We start from the raw sequence: 17,297 nt of genomic DNA on the forward strand, positions 1-17,297 counted from the left end.
ATTGCAAGGTGGCTGCCTGCTTGATTTATTAGATAATTCACAGGAACAAGCAGACATTTTAATAGAAAGCGAACATGGACGAATTCTTTCGATTGGAAAAGATTTACCTGAAGCGGAACAGACGATAGACGTGGCTGGTTTGACGCTTTTGCCTGCGTTTGTCGATCCCCATGTCCACTTTCGTGAACCAGGATTTGAACATAAAGAGACGATTGCTAGTGGAGCTAAAGCTGCTGTGGCTGGAGGATTTGGTAGCGTTCTTTGCATGCCGAATACCAATCCACCAATAGATACACCTGAGCGTGTGGAATATGTGCTGCAAAAATCAGCAGAAGCAGGAGCATGTCGAGTTTGGCCCATGGGTTGTATTACTCGTGAGCAAAAGGGAGAGCAATTGACCGATTTTGCAGCCCTTCAATCAGCAGGGGTTGCTGGACTTTCGGATGATGGTAAAGGTGTTCAGCATGGAGGGTTGATGCGCCAGGCACTGTTTGCCGCTGCGGCCTCAGGACTGACGGTGGCGATTCATGCAGAGGATGAAACCATTGCCGGTAAGGGCGTTTTGCATCCGGCGGCCGCCAAAAAATTCTCCGTACCAGAACAACCTGGCTCATCAGAAAGCGCCATGATTGCCCGTGACTTGTTGTTGGCTGAAGAAACTGGAGCGCGTTTACATCTGTGCCATGTCTCTTTAGAGTCTGCGGTCAGTTTGCTTGCTTGGGCCAAGTCACGTGGACTTCGAGTGACTGCAGAAGTTACGCCGCATCACCTGCTCCTCTCTGAGGAATCCATTGACGAAGAGAACACGTTTTACAAAGTGAATCCACCTTTACGTTCGGAAGATGACCGTAAAGCTTGTTTACGGGCTTTTCTTGACGGCACAATTGACATGATAGCCACCGATCATGCGCCGCATACTGAAGAGGAAAAAGCAGTTGGATGGCTTTCAGCTCCCTTTGGCATGGTGGGGATTGAGATTGTTTTCCCTCTGCTTTATACGCATCTGGTTAGTCGTGGCTTGATGTCACTGTCTGAACTGGTCAAGCGTATGTCACTCGTTCCCGCTCAAGCGTTCAACTTGCCCGCATCTGGTTTGCGTCCCGGCGCACTTGCTGATTTGACAGCAGTGGATTTACAGACAGAGCGTCGAATTGAGCCCAATCGTTTCTACTCTAAAGGACGAAATACGCCGTTTACAGGCTGGATGGTACGCGGATGGCCAGTAATGACTATGGTTGACGGCAAGATGGTCTTTGATGCAAGGCAAAAGGAGGTACAGTGCTGATGTCCAATCGTTCTGCCCGTCTCGTACTTGAAAACGGTTTGGAATTCACAGGTCAACACTTTGGTGCGACTGGTGAAAGGGTCGGCGAAGTGGTATTTAACACTGGCATGACCGGTTATCAGGAAGTGCTTACGGATCCTTCCTATTGCGGTCAGATTGTGACCATGACTTATCCACTCATTGGTAATTACGGTGTTAATGTAGACAATATCGAGTCTCGTCAGCCGTACGTTCATGGTTTCGTCGTACGTAGATTGGCTGCAGAGCCAAGCCATTTCAAAAGTCTGGGCAATCTGGATGACTATCTGCGTCAACACGGTATCTTAGGCATTAGCGAGATCGACACGCGCCAGTTAACTAAAGCCATTCGCAGCGACGGTACGATGAAAGCAGTACTGACGACTGAGAATACACCCGTCAGTGTTCTGCTTGACAAACTGGCTCAACCCTTGATGACCGACCAAATCTTGCGAGTCACAACACCACAGACGTATCGCTGCCCAGGTGAAGGCAGGCGAGTGGTCGCAATCGACTATGGTATGAAATCAGGAGTAGTTCGCAGTCTGTTGGCGCGACGCTGTGATGTGATTGTTGTTCCAGCGACAGCGAGCACAAAGGAAATTCTTGCCTGGAAGCCAGAAGGTGTCATGCTTTCCAATGGCCCGGGCGATCCGTTAGACGCTCCTTACGCCATTGCAACTGTCAAAGAATTGATTCAATATGGAGTTCCTGTCTTTGGTATTTGTTTAGGGCATCAGTTAATTGGCTTAGCTTCTGGAGCACGTACTGAAAAAATGCGTTTTGGTCATCGGGGCGCGAATCATCCAGTAAAAGATTTGCGCACAGGAAAGGTTTATATCACTTCCCAAAACCATGGTTATATGGTTTCTGAAGATTCTCTGCGTGGAACGGATTTAATTTTGACACATTTGAACGTAAATGATCGCACGGTAGAAGGAATGATGCATCGTCATCGTCCTGTCTTCTGTGTGCAATACCATCCTGAAGCGCGCCCGGGTCCGGATGATTCGGATGAACTGTTTGATGAATTTATGCGCATGATGGACGAGGTTGGAGAAGGAAGGTGGACAGCGCATGCCTAAACGCGCAGACTTGAAAAAAATTCTTGTCATTGGCAGTGGTCCTATTGTAATTGGCCAGGCAGCTGAATTTGACTATGCTGGTACTCAAGCTTGCCAGGCTTTGCGTGAAGAAGGTTACGAAGTAGTCCTTGTCAACTCCAATCCAGCTACCATTATGACGGATCCGGATATGGCTGATAAAGTGTATGTGGAACCGATTACCCTTGAATTTGTCTCGCAAATCATTCGTAAGGAAAAGCCAGATGGATTGCTACCAACGCTTGGAGGCCAAACAGGTCTCAATATGGCAGTACGTCTAGCAGAATCCGGCATTCTTGAAGAAGAAGGGGTCATGCTTCTGGGGACCCAACTTACGGCTATCCAGGAAGCGGAAGATCGTGAGAAATTTCGCTCCCTCATGCGCAGACTCGAGCAACCAGTTCCCGAGAGTGCAATCGTGCACTCTTATGAAGAAGCGGCAGTTTTTGCTGAACAGATAGGTTTTCCCATCATTATTCGTCCAGCTTATACACTTGGCGGCACAGGGGGCGGCATTGCTTCCAACTGGCAGGAATATAGGGAAATTGTCGAACTCGGCCTGACCATGTCGCCCATCTCGCAAGTTCTTGTCGAGCAAAGTATTGCAGGTATGAAAGAAATTGAATATGAAGTAATGCGGGATGCAAATGATACGGCGATTGTCGTTTGTAATATGGAAAACTTTGATCCGGTCGGAGTGCATACGGGCGATTCTATAGTAGCTGCCCCAAGCCAAACACTGTCAGATGAAGATTATCAGATGTTGCGCAGTGCCAGTTTGAAAATTATTCGTGCTCTCGGTATTGAAGGTGGATGCAATGTACAATTTGCCCTCGATCCGCTCAGTTCACAATATTACGTAATTGAAGTTAATCCACGCGTATCGCGATCGAGCGCATTGGCTTCTAAAGCAACTGGCTATCCCATTGCCAAGGTAGCTGCTAAAATTGCAGTCGGTTATCATTTGGACGAAATTCTCAATCCTGTGACGGGTGAGACATACGCTTCTTTTGAACCAGCGCTTGATTATGTAGTCACAAAAATTCCTCGTTGGCCGTTTGACAAATTTCACAGTGCAAATCGCAAACTGGGTACGCAAATGAAAGCGACTGGCGAAGTGATGGCAATTGGCCGAACTTTTGAAGAGTCTTTGATGAAGGCAGTTCGCTCTTTAGAAGTGGGTCTTGATTCTCTTCAACATCCGCAGGCCAGTATGTGGACAGAGAGCGAACTAGAAACGCGGCTCAGAGTACCTGATGATGAACGTTTGTTTGTGATTGCCGAGGCGTATCGGCGCGGCATGTCGCTAGAGAACATTCATCAACGGTCTAATATCGACCGTTGGTTTTTGGAACGCGTAGAGCATTTGGTCAAGATGGAAAGGCGTCTTCAAGAACATGGGCCGCTTGATTTAGCGCAATTAGACGCTACGTCGGCAGAATTGCTTGCGGATGCCAAACGAATGGGATTTCCAGACTCAGCTATTTCCAGGTGCACTGGTGTGGCTCAGGAAGAACTCTTTGCTTATCGTAAATCCATAGGATTGTTGCCTGTCTATAAGATGGTGGATACATGCGCTGGTGAATTTGCTGCTAGTACGCCTTATTATTACAGCAGTTATGATCAAGAAGATGAAGTTGTCGAGAGCAGCAAGAAAAAACTCTTGGTGCTCGGCTCAGGACCTATTCGAATTGGCCAGGGAATTGAGTTTGACTACTGTTCGGTTCATGCTGTTTGGGCGATTCGAAAAGCAGGTTACGAGGCGGTCATTGTCAACAACAATCCTGAAACGGTTTCCACAGATTTTAATACATCCGATCGTCTTTATTTCGAACCGCTTCATTTGGAAGATGTTTTGCATGTGATTGAACGAGAGCAGCCTGAGGGAGTTATCGTTCAATTTGGTGGACAGACGGCCATCAATTTGGCGGATGGGTTGGCGCGAGCGGGTGTGCGGATTGTAGGAACAGCCCTGGCAGATATCGACACCGCTGAAGATCGCGAGCGTTTTGACGCGCTCTTGAATGAATTAGGAATTGATCGTCCGGAGGGACGAACCGTCACTTCGTTGGAAGAGGCTGTGGAGACGGCCAAGACGCTTGGATATCCTGTAGTCGTGCGTCCGTCCTATGTTTTAGGTGGACGGGCTATGCAAATCATTGACAGTGATGCGGATTTACATCTATACATGCGTGAAGCGGTCGATGTATCGCCGCGCCATCCTGTTCTCATTGATCGCTATCTACAAGGTGTGGAAGTGGAAGTCGATGCTATATCGGATGGCGATACGGTAGTAATTCCCGGCATTATGGAACACATTGAGCGAGCTGGCGTGCATTCAGGAGATTCCACGGCTGTTTTTCCGCCTCAGCATTTAACGACTGAAGTTAAGGCGCTGTTGGTAGACTATACAACACGCTTAGCCCGCGGATTGCATGTTAAGGGATTGGTTAATATCCAGTTTGTCATTCAAAATGGACAGGTGTATGTCATTGAAGTCAATCCACGCAGTTCTCGTACAGTGCCGTTTTTGTCCAAAGTTACGGGTGTTCCTATGGTCGAGCTTGCTATGCACGCAGTACTGGGTGCACCCTTGACCCAACTTGGATATGAATCGGGTTTACTTCCTGAGCCCCATCAGGTATCGGTAAAAGTTCCTGTCTTCTCGTTTGCCAAACTGCGTGGTGTAGATATCAGTCTTGGTCCAGAAATGAAATCGACGGGTGAAGTCATGGGACGCGAGGCAACGTATGCTAAGGCGCTTTATAAAGGAATGCTGGCCACAGGTATGCAAATACCTGACCATGGAACGATTTTGGCTACGATCGCTGATAAAGACAAAGAAGAAGCCTATCCTTTGCTGAAACGATTTTCTCTGCTTGGCTTTCATTTGGCAGCTACCGAAGGAACGGCTCGGTATCTGAAAGAAAACGGCTTGTCTGTACGCGTAGTCAACAAGCTCGCTCAAGGAACCCCCAACTTGGCCAATGATATTCAAGAGGGCAAAATACAATTGGTTTTCAACACTTTGACTCGAGGCCTAAAACCAGAGAGAGACGGTTTTCGCATCCGGAGAACGGCTGTTGAACACGGTGTCCCCTGTTTAACCTCATTAGATACGGTACGCGCTTTGCTAGAAGTTTTGGAGACATTGCGCTTTCAATCCAATCCAATAGAGGCATACAAGTTACATCGTTAAATAGGGGAGGTTTCTGTATTTGTATCAGGAAGCTGAAATTCTGCAGGATACAAAGTATGAAAGAGTGCGCGATAAAGTATACGTAGCGCTTGATTTTCCCAACGGATCGGCAGCGGCATCTTTTGTGGAAAGCATGGGACCGGGTGTCACTCATTATAAGGTTGGTCTTGAACTATTGATGGCAGAAGGACCCCAATGGATAGAGCAAATGGGGAAGCTTGGCAAGCAAATCTTTCTCGATGTGAAACTTCATGATATTCCCAATACGGTTGCAGGTGCAATTCGTGCTCTGGCTCATTTGCCAGTTTCCATCATCAATATACACGCATCAGGCGGGCGCCGCATGATGGAAGCAGCCCGTGAGGCTTTGCCCGCTCAAACAAAAATCAAACTCATTGGAGTTACTGCTCTAACCAGTCTTGCAACAGAAGATGTGGAATGGCTTGGGGTCAAGCAAACTGTGTCCGATTGGACCTTGCATTTAGCCAAAACTTGCTATGATTGTGGATTGGATGGGGTTGTAGCTTCTGCGCATGAACTGACGAAAATCTATGAACATTTACCGAAAGATTTTCTGACAGTAATTCCAGGAATCCGGTTGAATCACAATCAGATGGAAGATCAAGTACGTGTGATGACGCCTGTCGCTGCTTACCAAGCAGGTGCCTCATATTTGGTAATAGGCCGCGCGATTCGGAGTGCTCCGCATCCGGCGCGCGCCTTACAGGAAGTTTGGGAATCTTTGCTGACCGTTTCAACATTTCATTGAAAATCGAAAGAGAAAGAAACAAAGGAGAGTTTGCGGTGAGAGAATCTCAGATGATGTTATCGACTGAAGAAGCAAATGAATTGGCGCGAGGTCTCCTGCAGATTGAAGCTGTACAGTTACGTCCCGATCAACCGTTTACTTGGTCATCCGGGTGGAAATCTCCTATCTATTGTGACAACCGAAAAATTCTAGCGTATCCCCTTTTTTGGGATAGCGTTATTTTGGCTATGGAAAAAATGATTCGCACGTTTTTTCCTGCGGTTGATGTAATTGCAGGTACAGCGACTGCGGGAATTCCTCACGCAGCTCGTTTATCAGCCAATTTGCGCCTGCCCATGGCTTATGTTCGCTCGAGTGCGAAAGAGCATGGGATGGGGCGGCAAGTCGAGGGACGTGTACAACCAGGCTTAAAAGCGGTGGTGATTGAAGACACGTTATCTACTGGCCGCTCCGCTTTTTCGGCTGCTAAAGCTTTGCAGGTTGAACAAATGGAGACGATAGGTATTGTCAGTATCTTTTCTTATGATTTTGAGCAAATCACGGAAAAGTCACAGGAAACCCGCATTCCTTATGTGGCGTTGGTTCATTATTCTCAATTGATTTCTGCAGCGGTAGAATTAGGGATTTTATCCAGCCAAGATAAAGACAGATTAGAACATTGGCGTAAAGCTCCTGAACACTATGTTTAAATCTATGTAGAGGAGCATGACAAAAGCCTGCTGTCCGAACGTCGTTTCGGCAGCAGACTTTTATATTAACAAATAGCAGTCAATTTGAGTTTCAAAAAACCAGCCGGATTAAGCCGGATTACATCCAACCACGCCAGCGCATGGCTTCTGCATAGGGACGCATACCAACCATATACGCTGCTAGACGAGTGGATACACGGTATCGTTCAGCTGTCTGGAGGATATTGTGTACAGATTTGACCATCAAATCTTCCATTCGCTGATTAACCTCTTCTTCTGTCCAATACCATCCTTGGTTATTCTGTACCCATTCAAAATAGGAAACTGTCACACCACCCGCATTGGCAAGTACGTCTGGAATCAGTAAAACACCTTTGTGCATGAGAATTTCGTCAGCTTTCGGAGTAGTCGGTCCGTTGGCCGCTTCGACAATAATCGAAGTTTTGATTTGGTCTGCATTACCTGAGTGAATTTGGTTTTCAAGTGCAGCAGGAATTAAAACATCACAAGGTTGAAGTAAAAAATCTTCGTTGCTAAGTACGTTTTGGTAAGCGGGCGTGACCATGCCAAACGAATCTTTTTGGTCAATCAATTCCGCTATGTTCAATCCTTTTTCGTTATAGAGTCCACCGCCTGCGTCACTAATTCCAGTGACTCGGACACCCATTTCATGCAAAATGAGTGCTACATTACTTCCTACATTTCCAAAACCTTGGATATTAACAGAAAGGTCTTGCATATTTTTACCCAACTTGGCGGCAGCTTCACGCATGGCTATGACAACACCAAGGGCGGTGGCTTTTTCTCTTCCTTGTGAACCGCCTAGTACGAGCGGTTTACCGGTAATGAAATTAGGTGAGTCCAACTCGCGAATACGGCTATATTCGTCATACATCCAAGCCATAATTTGTGGATTCGTATATACGTCTGGAGCAGGTATATCTTTAGCAGGGCCAACAATTTGGCTGACTGCACGGACATAGCCCCTTGCCAAACGTTCTTGTTCCACGATGGACATTTCTCTCGGATCGCAAATAATTCCGCCTTTTGCACCACCGTAGGGCAGATTAAAAATGCCACACTTGATACTCATCCATATGGAAAGCGCCTTCACCTCGTCAAGTGTGACGTTTGGGTGGAAGCGAATGCCACCCTTGGTTGGCCCAATCGAATCATTGTGTTGGGCGCGATAACCGGTGAAAACTTGCGTCTCTCCATTGTCCATACGCACTGGAATGCGAACGGTCAAGACGCGAACGGGTTCCTTCAACAGTTCATATACCGTATCGTCATAACCGAGGCGCTGTAGCGCTTCATGAACGGCGTTTTGCGTATTGGTAAGAACGTTGTCTGAAGGTGCAGGCATACTGGCACCTGCTGCAAGTCGTTTACTGACTGGCTCTGTCGACATGCACTGTCGTCTCCTCTCAAGATTCGGACATGACCTGTTTTATCATAAATCAGTTAGGGCAGGATGAAAAGGCATTATTTCTGTGACTTTTGTGTTTTATCTTGAAAAAATAAGGGAAGAATTGACTATGACAACTTGGAAAGCGAGGACGAAGATGCCTATTTTGCGCAATCATTCGATTGAGCGGCCGCATCGGCAGCGTTTATCTGCGATTTCGTCTTCGTTTTTGTTTCATGTTTTCGTTTCTATCATCATCATTTCCTTGGTTTTTCTTCATCCGCCCACGCTGTTTCAAGGGGACACGGATACTGCGCGCAATTATTTAAATACGATAGTCTCGTCGTTGTCTACCATTTTGGCTTTATGCATTTCCATCATCCTGGTGGCTATTCAATTGACGGCATCCAACTACACTCACCGAGTTCTCGATTTTTACGTGCGTATGCCTTATAATGGCTCGCTATTTCTGATTTATTTAGTTACCATCATGCACAGTTTTTTTCTAATGGCGCAAATCCATGAACCTTTGCGCGATCCGCTCTCGCCTCAGTTGCAGAAAGAAATGAGTGCGGATTTAGTGCTGGTGTTGATTTGCTTTCTTTCTATGCTTTTATATATGTATGCGGTTGTCCAACTGTTAAAGCCTGAAAGAATTGTTGCTCTCATTTTACGCGATTATCGCCGGGCAGTGCAGCGTCAACGTTGGCGTTCGGCTCTTGATAACATTGAACAAATTTGTGACATTGCCAAACGGGCCGCTTCCGTCAGCGATTCCGTCACAGGAACGTATTGTCTGCAGCGCATGCTCGAGGCTGCTCAGCAATTACCGCTTGCCACCGAAGAGGAGGCCATTATCAATGTGCATCAAAGTTATCTGGATCAGTGGAGTGAAATCATTGGTGTTGCCGTCAAAGAGCGAGAAACAGGACTCTTGCTAGCTTCTCTAGAAGCCATGTATCAACACGGTTGCGACTCGGTTAACGCGGAGTCTTGGACCATTGCAGAGCGTGTTGTGCGAACTTACAAACAATTGGCGCTGGGTCACCTCTTACCGGAAAGTCAAGCGTTTTATGTAGAACCTGTAGTTCATTATCTTTATGAGTTATCCCGTCAAGCAGCGGGCAGCGGAAAACGTGGCCGTCTCTTTGCGCTGCGCACATGGCGGGTCATCCAGAGTATCTCGCATGTGGTGTTTAGCGAACGGGGAATTGATGCTCCACATTATCTAACGCACAAAGCTATTCAAGAAATATTTTTTTCTCTAGGAAATCATCGCGATCTCGCTGATTTCTTAACCGTTTACTTCAATTTGGTCAAATCGTTTTTTTTGACAGCTACCCTTTCCGATGTTCGATTATGGGCAGACTGGTGGGAAGAAAACATGCTTGAGCATGGAACTGGTGAGCTCGGTGTTGAGCTAGCTAAAAAACTCGCTGAACATATTCAGCGAGGAGATGTGCTTTGCACATTGTCAGCGATTTGGCCGTGTTCGCCCACAATCTTGAAAGAAGAAAAAATGGCAACGGCTCAATGGATGGATTTTCGTCTCCTATTTGACGGTTGGCCGCAACCGACTCTGGATGAATCTTCTGATGTTATGTCTCAACACGGGACAAACCACTCCCTCTATACTTGATTTTTTCTCTTTAATAACGCTTCCATGTCGACTTGCCTCGGCGTGACAAACAAAGTTTGTTGATGATCATAAAGGACATGACCGGGTCTTGCCCCGTTGGGTTTCCATACATGTCGAGCCTCTGTATAGACAACTGCCACGTTCGATGAATCTCTGCTTTTGGAAAAATACGCAGCCAACAGAGCGGCTTCTTCAAGCGTCTTTTGCGGGATTTCTTGGTTGCCTTCGCGGCGAATCAACACATGGCTGCCGGCGCCGTCTTGGACGTGCAGCCAAAGATCGTGCGGTCGAGCACTCTTGATACTTAAACGATCGTTTTGTTGATTGTTGCGGCCAACCCAGATGCTCCATCCGTCATTGGACAAATAGTGATCGGGCTGTGAGGGGCGTTGGCTCTGCTTGGCAGGTTTTTTGCCGCGTATTTCAATTTTTTTGAGGAATCCTTCGTTTTCTAATTCTTTACGAATCTCTGGTAATTCCTGCAAAGAAGCGTCTCGCAGTTGGGCCAAAACACTGTCCAGATAAAGCAAATCTGCTTCTGCCGATCTCTTTTCTTGTTCTAGAATTTCAATACTGCGCTTACGTTTACTGCTTTGGCGAAAATAAGTCTGAGCGTTTTCCATGGCTGTTTTAGCCGGATCGAGAGGAATATGAATCATTTTCTCTTCATCTTCAAAACTTGGCAGTACGGCTTCTTTGGCTCCGCGAGGAAGCGAATAACCGTAGGCGAGCAACAATTCGCCAAACATTCGCAATCGATCATGTTCGTGGCTATCTTCTTGCAAAGCGGAAATTTTAGCAAGCTTTCCACGCAAGCGATCTTGCGCTTTGCGAATGGCATCACTTAATGCTTTGTATTCACCGGTTTCTTGATGAATTGCCACTAGACGATGGAATACTTGTGCTACAGCCTCGCTCATATTCGACACAGCGATGGATTTTGGATAACTGTGTAACGGGAAAGGAGCGTAGGCTGTTGCTTTTTCTTCTTCATCGAGTCCTATGTGTGGTTCTGGGTGTCGCAAGGAGAAGGTGGCTAATCGTCGGATTTCCAACGCCAGTTGGGCTTCCTCTGCCACATCGCTGCAACGATAAAGAGATTCACGGGCGCTCGTTGGACCTAAACCAGCGATCTGTTTGATCAATGACAATTGATTGGCTTTGCCCAGCCAATCTTGCTTGTCGAGAAAGGGTAAATCTTTTGCTGTCATCTCTAACGGATGTATTTTCTTTTGTGTAGGAGGAAATTCGTATGGAATACCTGGAAATATTTGGCGAACTCTGCTTTTGGAACTATCCACAAAGTAAATGGCGTCTATAATTTCATCGGGCTGTCCGTCGGGATGGGCGGTCGTTAGGATAAGATTACTGTGTTTTCCCATAATCTCAAGTGTCAATACAAAATAGTTCAAGTCCCCTAATTCGCTGCGAGCAGAAAAAAAGAACTGTACAACGCGATCGAGCTCCAACTGTCTGACATCAAGCAGGCGACCACCCTCTATATGACGGCGCAACTGCATGCAAAAGCGAGGTGGCTCAGGGGGAGCTACCGGCTTCTGTCCAGTTAAAAAGTGTACACGCGCGTAGGCTTTATGCGCAGAGAGAAGCAGCCAGCGACTGCCTTGCCGATGACGAAGCGACAATAGAATCTCGCTTGCCGTAGGCTGCTGGATTTTATCCACGCGACAACCAACCCACTCTTCTTTCCATCCTCTGACAAGTGTTGCCAGAGTTAATCCATCCATGACGGTTCCTCGCTTTCTCGGTATAAGCCAAACAGTACAAGCATAGACATGCAGGGACATGCAAGTAAAGGGGTGGATCCGGTGGAAAAGGAGTGGCATTCACTCAGCGTTGTTGACTGTATGGCAGAATTACAGTCCTCTCAAGATGGACTTTCGGAAACAGAAGCTGCCATGCGCCGTCAACAATTTGGTGCCAACCAGTTGGCAGAAGGCAATAAAGTCTCCCTGTTAACCGTATTTTTGAATCAGTTTCGCGATTTCATGATTTTAGTGCTATTAGCTGCCACGCTCATCTCAGGATTGCTTGGCGAGTATACCGATGCCATCACCATCATTGCCATTATCATTCTCAACGGAGTACTAGGTTTTGTACAGGAAGTGAGAGCGGAAAAATCCCTTGCAGCGCTCAAGGAACTTACTGCACCTGTTGCTCGGGTACGCCGTGCAGGTCAAGTTCTCTCGCTGCCAGCGCGTGATTTGGTTCCTGGCGATATGGTGCTACTTGCCGATGGCGATCGCGTTCCTGCTGACGCACGCATTGTAACAGCCACTCATTTCGCGGTAGAAGAATCCGCATTGACAGGAGAGTCGTTGCCTGTCAACAAGCAACCCGACCTGACCGTACAAGGAGATGCTCCTCTCGGTGACAGACGCAACATGGTGTATATGGGAACCATGGTGACACGTGGTAAAGCGGAAATTCTTGTGACGGCCACAGGCATGCAAACAGAAATGGGAAAAATAGCTCATCTCATGCAACAATCCGAGGATACTTTGACTCCATTGCAGAAACGTCTTGAAGAGCTGGGAAAGGTGCTCGTTTGGTTGGCTCTTGGTTTGACGGTGGTTGTGGTTTTGACTGGCGTATTGCACGGGCATCCTTGGGTACAGATGTTTCTGGCTGGTGTTTCTCTGGCGGTGGCTGCTATTCCAGAAGGATTGCCAGCCATTGTCACGATTGCTTTGGCACTTGGCGTACAGAGAATGATTAAACGGAATGCGATTGTTCGCAAATTACCATCTGTGGAGACGCTTGGATGTGCTACAGTAATTTGTTCAGATAAAACGGGTACATTGACGCAAAACAGAATGACTGCTTTGCACGTTTATGCTGATGGTGTGACCTACGATATCAGTGGAACGGGTTACGAACCAGCCGGTGAATTTTTACTTGCTGGGCAAAAAGTTCATCCGGATAAACGGGCTGCTCTGAAAAGTCTGATTGAAATTGGTGCAGTATGCAATAATGCGTTGATGGTGCAAAAGAACTCAGAGAATGGCAGTCAATGGCAAGTTCAAGGAGATCCAACAGAAGGCGCATTGCTAGTTATGGCAGCTAAAGCTGGTTTTACTGAACCAGACAGTGTCTATACAAGGCTTGGCGAACGGCCATTTGATTCAGAACGCAAAATGATGTCCGTACTTGTTCAGCATGGCAATGAATACATGGCTTTTGTCAAAGGTGCACCTGACGTGTTGTTGAAAAAATCCACACGCATGTTTTCAGGTGGGCGAGAGGTCGGTCTTTCAGCTGGTTTGCAAAAATCTATTGTCGAGATGAATGATCGTTTTGCCAGCGAAGCGTTGCGCAATCTCGCTTTTGCTTACAAAATGTTCCCTTCCCAAGAAGCTGCAATGGCTGGCGATTGGGAAAGTGATTTGGTCTTTGTAGGATTGTGCGGGATGATGGATCCACCACGTGAAGAAGCCTACGAAGCCATTTTAAAATGCCGAGAGGCAGGTATTCGCACTGTCATGATCACAGGCGATCATCAACAAACGGCTACAGCGATTGCCAAAAAACTGACGATTTTACCGGAAGGCGGTAAAGTTTTAACGGGTGCAGAGTTAGACAAGTTGAGCGATGAAGACTTATTGCGACTTGCTAAACAGACGTTTGTCTATGCCCGAGTTTCCCCAGAACATAAGTTACGTATAGTTCGTGCTTTGCAGGCGAACGGAGAAATAGTTGCCATGACGGGTGATGGTGTGAACGACGCCCCTGCCATCAAACAGGCGGATATTGGGATTTCCATGGGGCAAAGTGGAACCGATGTGGCTAAAGAAGCTTCTTCGCTCGTCCTGGCAGACGACAACTTTGCCACCATTGTAGCAGCCGTAGAGGAAGGACGCGGCATATACGACAATATCAAAAAATTTATTCGCTATTTGCTAGCATCTAACGTTGGAGAAATCGTGACTATGTTTTTAGCCATGTTGATTGGATTGCCGTTGCCGTTGCAACCTATTCAAATTCTTTGGGTCAATCTTGTGACTGACGGGTTACCTGCGATTGCCTTAGGGGTCGATCCAGCGGAAAAAGACATTATGAAACGCCGCCCGCGCAATGTCCATGAAGGCATTTTCGCACGTGGTATGGGTACCAAGATTCTCAGCCGTGGCATTTTAATAGGAATTGTCACGCTGGCTGTGTTCATGTATACGCTGCAGCGCGAACACAATTTGCATTTGGCTCAAACCATGGCCTACGCAACTCTCACCATGGCCCAGCTCATACTCGTCTTTGATTGTCGTTCACTGGAAGGCGGTATCTTGAAACGAAACTTTTTTGGAAATATATGGCTTATTCTGGCGGTTGTTTCTTCGGTGCTCTTGTTTCTCATTACGCTTTATGTTCCTTCCATTGCCAGAGCTTTTGATACCGTTGCGCTTTCACCGACACAGTGGGCCATTGTTTTGGTTCTTGCGGCCATTCCCACGTTTGCTTTATCGATTCGCAGGGCAGGCAGAAATGCGTTGCGCCCCAAAGACAAGAATGATTCTCATCGTTTTGCTGCATGATGCGAGGCAGGTTCAGTACCGGTTATCTGGCAACGCTGATATAGCGTTAGCCAGATTTTTTTGTTGAGATTCTCTGAGCTTCTTGTCCAATGATTCTCCCTAGGGTAGAATGGAAGCACTTTTGATTTGTCGGTATGAGACTGAGCGTTGCGTCAGATTCCATGATTTTCGTTTGGTGGCAGGCTTGGAATTTGGCGTAAGTACGCAAGGGGGAGCCGTGATGAGTATTAAACTCATCAATATCGGATTTGGCAATATCGTTTCAGCCAACCGAATCATCGCCATTGTTGCTCCCGAATCCGCGCCTATTAAACGCATTATTCAGGAAGCGCGCGATCGCGGTATGCTGATTGACGCAACGTACGGCCGAAGAACGCGCGCTGTTATTATTGTCGATAGCGGACACGTAATTCTGTCGGCTGTGCAACCGGAAACAGTTGCCCATCGCATGGCGAGCAAAGAACATATGATTGAGGATGAAGAATGAGCAGTCAGGTGCAAAGGCCCGGTTTGTTGTTTGTGTTAAGCGGCCCTTCTGGAGCAGGCAAAGGGACGGTCTGCAAGGCGTTATTGCAAAGAGAACGAGAGATGAAACTGTCTGTCTCCGTGACCACTCGCGCTCCGCGCGAGGGAGAACGGGAGGGTGTGAATTATTTTTTTCGTTCAGTCGAACAGTTCAAAGCCATGATTGAGGCTGACGAGTTGTTGGAATGGGCTAAGGTTTATGAGAATTATTACGGTACTCCAAAGACATTTGTTGCAGAACAGTTAGCTGCGGGGTATGATGTATTCTTGGAGATCGACATTCAGGGTGCGCTGCAGGTCAAACGACGCTTTCCGGATGGCGTGTTTTTATTTTTGATTCCGCCGTCTGCAGCCGAGCTGCAATCGCGTATTCTTGGACGGGGCACGGAAACAGATGATTCATTTCGTCTGCGCTTTGGTGCGGCCAGAGAAGAATTGCAGATGATGCGCGAGTATAATTACGTCATTGTGAATGATCAGGTGGATCGCGCTGTATCTCGCATTCTTTCCATTATGGAAGCGGAACATTGTCGTGTGAAACGCAATCTCTACCTGTTGAACGAATGGTAATTCGGAGGTGGAATGGTAAATGCTTTACCCTTCTATTGACAAATTGTTAACCAAAGTGGACAGCAAATACGCGCTGGTTGTAGCTACAGCCAAGCGTGCACGCAAGTTACAGGATGCCAATATGAATGTGCCGGGATCATCCACTACCATGAATGTAAGCCGCGCCCTTTGGGAAATTGCTGACGGTGTCATTCGCTATGAGCGGGCACAGACTTCCTGAGTTGCGACGAGCGCCAAAAAGGAGCTTTGACTCTGCCATGGGGGCAGCGCAACCCGCTAGTGGGTTGGCCTGCCCTCTTTCTCGTGCGTATAGTGCATTGGAGGTGAAATGAATTTTATGGAAGATAAGCATATTTTATTAGGCGTTTCAGGTGGCATAGCTGCTTTTAAAGCGGCTTCGCTGGCGAGTCTTTTGGTCAAGGAAAAGTATGCGGTTCAAGTTCTGATGACTGAACATGCGCTTGAATTTGTCACGCCCTTGACTTTTCAAGCTTTGACCAAACGTCCGGTGATTGTCAGTACGTTTGATGAGCCGAGTCCGGACAGCATCGCACATATTCATCTGGCCGATCACGCCAAATTGTACGTGATTGCTCCCGCTACGGCGAATGTCATAGCGAAATTAGCTCACGGACTGGCAGATGATATGGTGACTACGACAGCACTTGCCGTAACCTGTCCATTGATGGTGGTGCCGGCCATGAATGTACACATGATGAATCATCCAGCGGTTATTGATAATTTGGAAATTCTTCGGTCGCGTGGTGTGTTGGTGGTTGATCCTGCAGAAGGACCGCTAGCCTGTGGATATACGGGGCGTGGACGACTTCCCGAACCTGAAGATATTGTCAGCGTAATTCGCGCTGTACTTTCTCGAGAAAAAGATTTGCAGGGATGCCGTATCCTGGTTACTGCTGGTCCGACTGTTGAAGCTATCGATCCGGTGCGCGTCATAACCAATCCTTCGTCTGGCAAAATGGGTTATGCGCTGGCGCGAGCGGCTGTAGAACGTGGTGCAGAGGTGACATTGGTGTCTGGACCGGTATCACTACCACCGGTAGAAGGTATTGAACTGATACGGATAGAGAGTACAAACGATTTGCTGGAGGCGGTTTCCCACCGTTTTTCAGACACCGATGTGTTGATTGCGGCAGCCGCGCCAAGTGATTTTCGACCTGCTGAACGATTGTCGAACAAATGGAAGAAGCAAAACGGGATTCCAGAAATTAAATTTATTCCCAATCCGGATGTTCTTGCCACTATGGGTCAGCAAAAAACGAATCAAATTTTGATCGGATTTGCAGCAGAAACAGAAGGGAATCCTGAGGAAGCGCGGCGCAAATTGGAGCAAAAGCGATTGGACATGCTTGTTCACAATAATATTTTGCTGCCCGGTGTTGGATTTCAAAGCGATACAAATGAAGTCACCTTATATCACGCGCACGGACAGGTAGAAACTTTGCCTAAAGCGAGCAAAAACGAGATCGCCCAGATCATTCTCGACAGAGTAGCAGCGCTTTGGCATGCTCGCAAGGAGGGCTAAAC

13 protein-coding genes are annotated in these 17,297 nt (G+C 47.3%); 11 read left to right on the forward strand and 2 right to left on the reverse strand.

All coding sequences use genetic code 11. The features are described 5' to 3' along the window. Window position 1: 1 nt before the first annotated feature. The 5 genes from BUA75_RS06540 to pyrE are packed head-to-tail and all read left to right on the forward strand — an operon-like array spanning window position 2 to window position 7,063. Window positions 2–1,285, forward strand: a complete 1,284-nt coding sequence (locus BUA75_RS06540; protein ID WP_129583541.1) for a dihydroorotase — start codon at window positions 2–4, stop codon at window positions 1,283–1,285. Continuing rightward, complete coding sequence (locus BUA75_RS06545) at window positions 1,285–2,388, forward strand: carbamoyl phosphate synthase small subunit (RefSeq protein WP_072873794.1); 1,104 nt, start codon at window positions 1,285–1,287, stop codon at window positions 2,386–2,388. Before BUA75_RS06540 ends, BUA75_RS06545 begins: the two co-directional genes overlap by 1 nt. Next, window positions 2,381–5,605 (forward strand): carbamoyl-phosphate synthase large subunit, encoded by a 3,225-nt coding sequence (gene carB, locus BUA75_RS06550; protein WP_072873795.1) that lies wholly within the window; start codon window positions 2,381–2,383, stop codon window positions 5,603–5,605. Before BUA75_RS06545 ends, carB begins: the two co-directional genes overlap by 8 nt. 19 nt (window positions 5,606–5,624) lie before the next feature. Continuing rightward, entirely contained in the window at window positions 5,625–6,374 is a 750-nt protein-coding gene (gene pyrF, locus BUA75_RS06555; protein WP_207549720.1) for an orotidine-5'-phosphate decarboxylase, read from the forward strand. A gap of 35 nt (window positions 6,375–6,409) precedes the next feature. Beyond that, window positions 6,410–7,063 (forward strand): orotate phosphoribosyltransferase, encoded by a 654-nt coding sequence (gene pyrE / locus BUA75_RS06560; RefSeq protein WP_370541890.1) that lies wholly within the window; start codon window positions 6,410–6,412, stop codon window positions 7,061–7,063. Window positions 7,064–7,181: 118 nt separating this feature from the next. On the opposite strand, the gene BUA75_RS06565 is transcribed toward pyrE, so the two are convergent. Further along, window positions 7,182–8,429, reverse strand: coding sequence for a Glu/Leu/Phe/Val family dehydrogenase (locus BUA75_RS06565; RefSeq protein WP_072873854.1), 1,248 nt, complete (start codon window positions 8,427–8,429; stop codon window positions 7,182–7,184). A gap of 172 nt (window positions 8,430–8,601) precedes the next feature. On the opposite strand from BUA75_RS06565, the gene BUA75_RS06570 reads away from it, so the two are divergent. Then, window positions 8,602–10,110, forward strand: a complete 1,509-nt coding sequence (locus BUA75_RS06570) for a DUF2254 family protein (protein WP_072873796.1) — start codon at window positions 8,602–8,604, stop codon at window positions 10,108–10,110. On the opposite strand, the gene BUA75_RS15600 is transcribed toward BUA75_RS06570, so the two are convergent. After that, window positions 10,101–11,855, reverse strand: coding sequence for an Rqc2 family fibronectin-binding protein (locus BUA75_RS15600; RefSeq protein WP_072873797.1), 1,755 nt, complete (start codon window positions 11,853–11,855; stop codon window positions 10,101–10,103). The genes BUA75_RS06570 and BUA75_RS15600 overlap by 10 nt on opposite strands. A gap of 48 nt (window positions 11,856–11,903) precedes the next feature. On the opposite strand from BUA75_RS15600, the gene BUA75_RS06580 reads away from it, so the two are divergent. The 5 genes from BUA75_RS06580 (at window position 11,904) to coaBC (ending at window position 17,295) form a co-directional block, all read left to right on the forward strand. Next, the gene (locus tag BUA75_RS06580; protein WP_072873798.1) at window positions 11,904–14,657 is read left to right on the forward strand and encodes a calcium-translocating P-type ATPase, SERCA-type; all 2,754 of its coding nucleotides are present in this window, start codon (window positions 11,904–11,906) and stop codon (window positions 14,655–14,657) included. A 220-nt stretch (window positions 14,658–14,877) separates the two neighbouring features. Beyond that, window positions 14,878–15,144 carry an extracellular matrix/biofilm regulator RemA gene (gene remA, locus BUA75_RS06585; RefSeq protein WP_072873799.1) on the forward strand — a complete coding sequence of 89 codons (267 nt, stop codon included), beginning with the start codon at window positions 14,878–14,880 and terminating at the stop codon, window positions 15,142–15,144. Beyond that, a complete protein-coding gene (gmk, locus tag BUA75_RS06590; protein WP_072873800.1) occupies window positions 15,141–15,752 on the forward strand; it encodes a guanylate kinase in 612 nt (203 codons plus the stop codon). The genes remA and gmk overlap by 4 nt, the downstream gene beginning before the upstream one ends. 19 nt (window positions 15,753–15,771) lie before the next feature. Beyond that, window positions 15,772–15,972: a DNA-directed RNA polymerase subunit omega gene (gene rpoZ, locus BUA75_RS06595; protein WP_072873801.1), complete on the forward strand. Its 201-nt coding sequence runs from the start codon at window positions 15,772–15,774 to the stop codon at window positions 15,970–15,972. Window positions 15,973–16,089: 117 nt separating this feature from the next. Next, on the forward strand, window positions 16,090–17,295 hold the full coding sequence (gene coaBC, locus BUA75_RS06600) for a bifunctional phosphopantothenoylcysteine decarboxylase/phosphopantothenate--cysteine ligase CoaBC (RefSeq protein WP_072873855.1): 1,206 nt from the start codon (window positions 16,090–16,092) through the stop codon (window positions 17,293–17,295). Window positions 17,296–17,297: the final 2 nt, after the last annotated feature.

The sequence above is a fragment of the Alicyclobacillus tolerans genome, from assembly GCF_900142255.1.
Lineage (GTDB): Bacteria > Bacillota > Bacilli > Alicyclobacillales > Alicyclobacillaceae > Alicyclobacillus_I > Alicyclobacillus_I tolerans.

Coding starts and splice junctions, on each gene's coding strand:
- BUA75_RS06545 (WP_072873794.1), top strand. CDS start 1,285: ATGTCCAATCGTTCTGCCCGTCTCGTACTTGAAAACGGTTTGGAATTC.
- carB (WP_072873795.1), top strand. CDS start 2,381: ATGCCTAAACGCGCAGACTTGAAAAAAATTCTTGTCATTGGCAGTGGT.
- BUA75_RS06565 (WP_072873854.1), bottom strand. CDS start 8,429: ATGCCTGCACCTTCAGACAACGTTCTTACCAATACGCAAAACGCCGTT.
- BUA75_RS06570 (WP_072873796.1), top strand. CDS start 8,602: ATGACAACTTGGAAAGCGAGGACGAAGATGCCTATTTTGCGCAATCAT.
- BUA75_RS15600 (WP_072873797.1), bottom strand. CDS start 11,855: ATGGATGGATTAACTCTGGCAACACTTGTCAGAGGATGGAAAGAAGAG.
- BUA75_RS06580 (WP_072873798.1), top strand. CDS start 11,904: ATGCAGGGACATGCAAGTAAAGGGGTGGATCCGGTGGAAAAGGAGTGG.
- remA (WP_072873799.1), top strand. CDS start 14,878: ATGAGTATTAAACTCATCAATATCGGATTTGGCAATATCGTTTCAGCC.
- gmk (WP_072873800.1), top strand. CDS start 15,141: ATGAGCAGTCAGGTGCAAAGGCCCGGTTTGTTGTTTGTGTTAAGCGGC.
- rpoZ (WP_072873801.1), top strand. CDS start 15,772: ATGCTTTACCCTTCTATTGACAAATTGTTAACCAAAGTGGACAGCAAA.
- coaBC (WP_072873855.1), top strand. CDS start 16,090: ATGGAAGATAAGCATATTTTATTAGGCGTTTCAGGTGGCATAGCTGCT.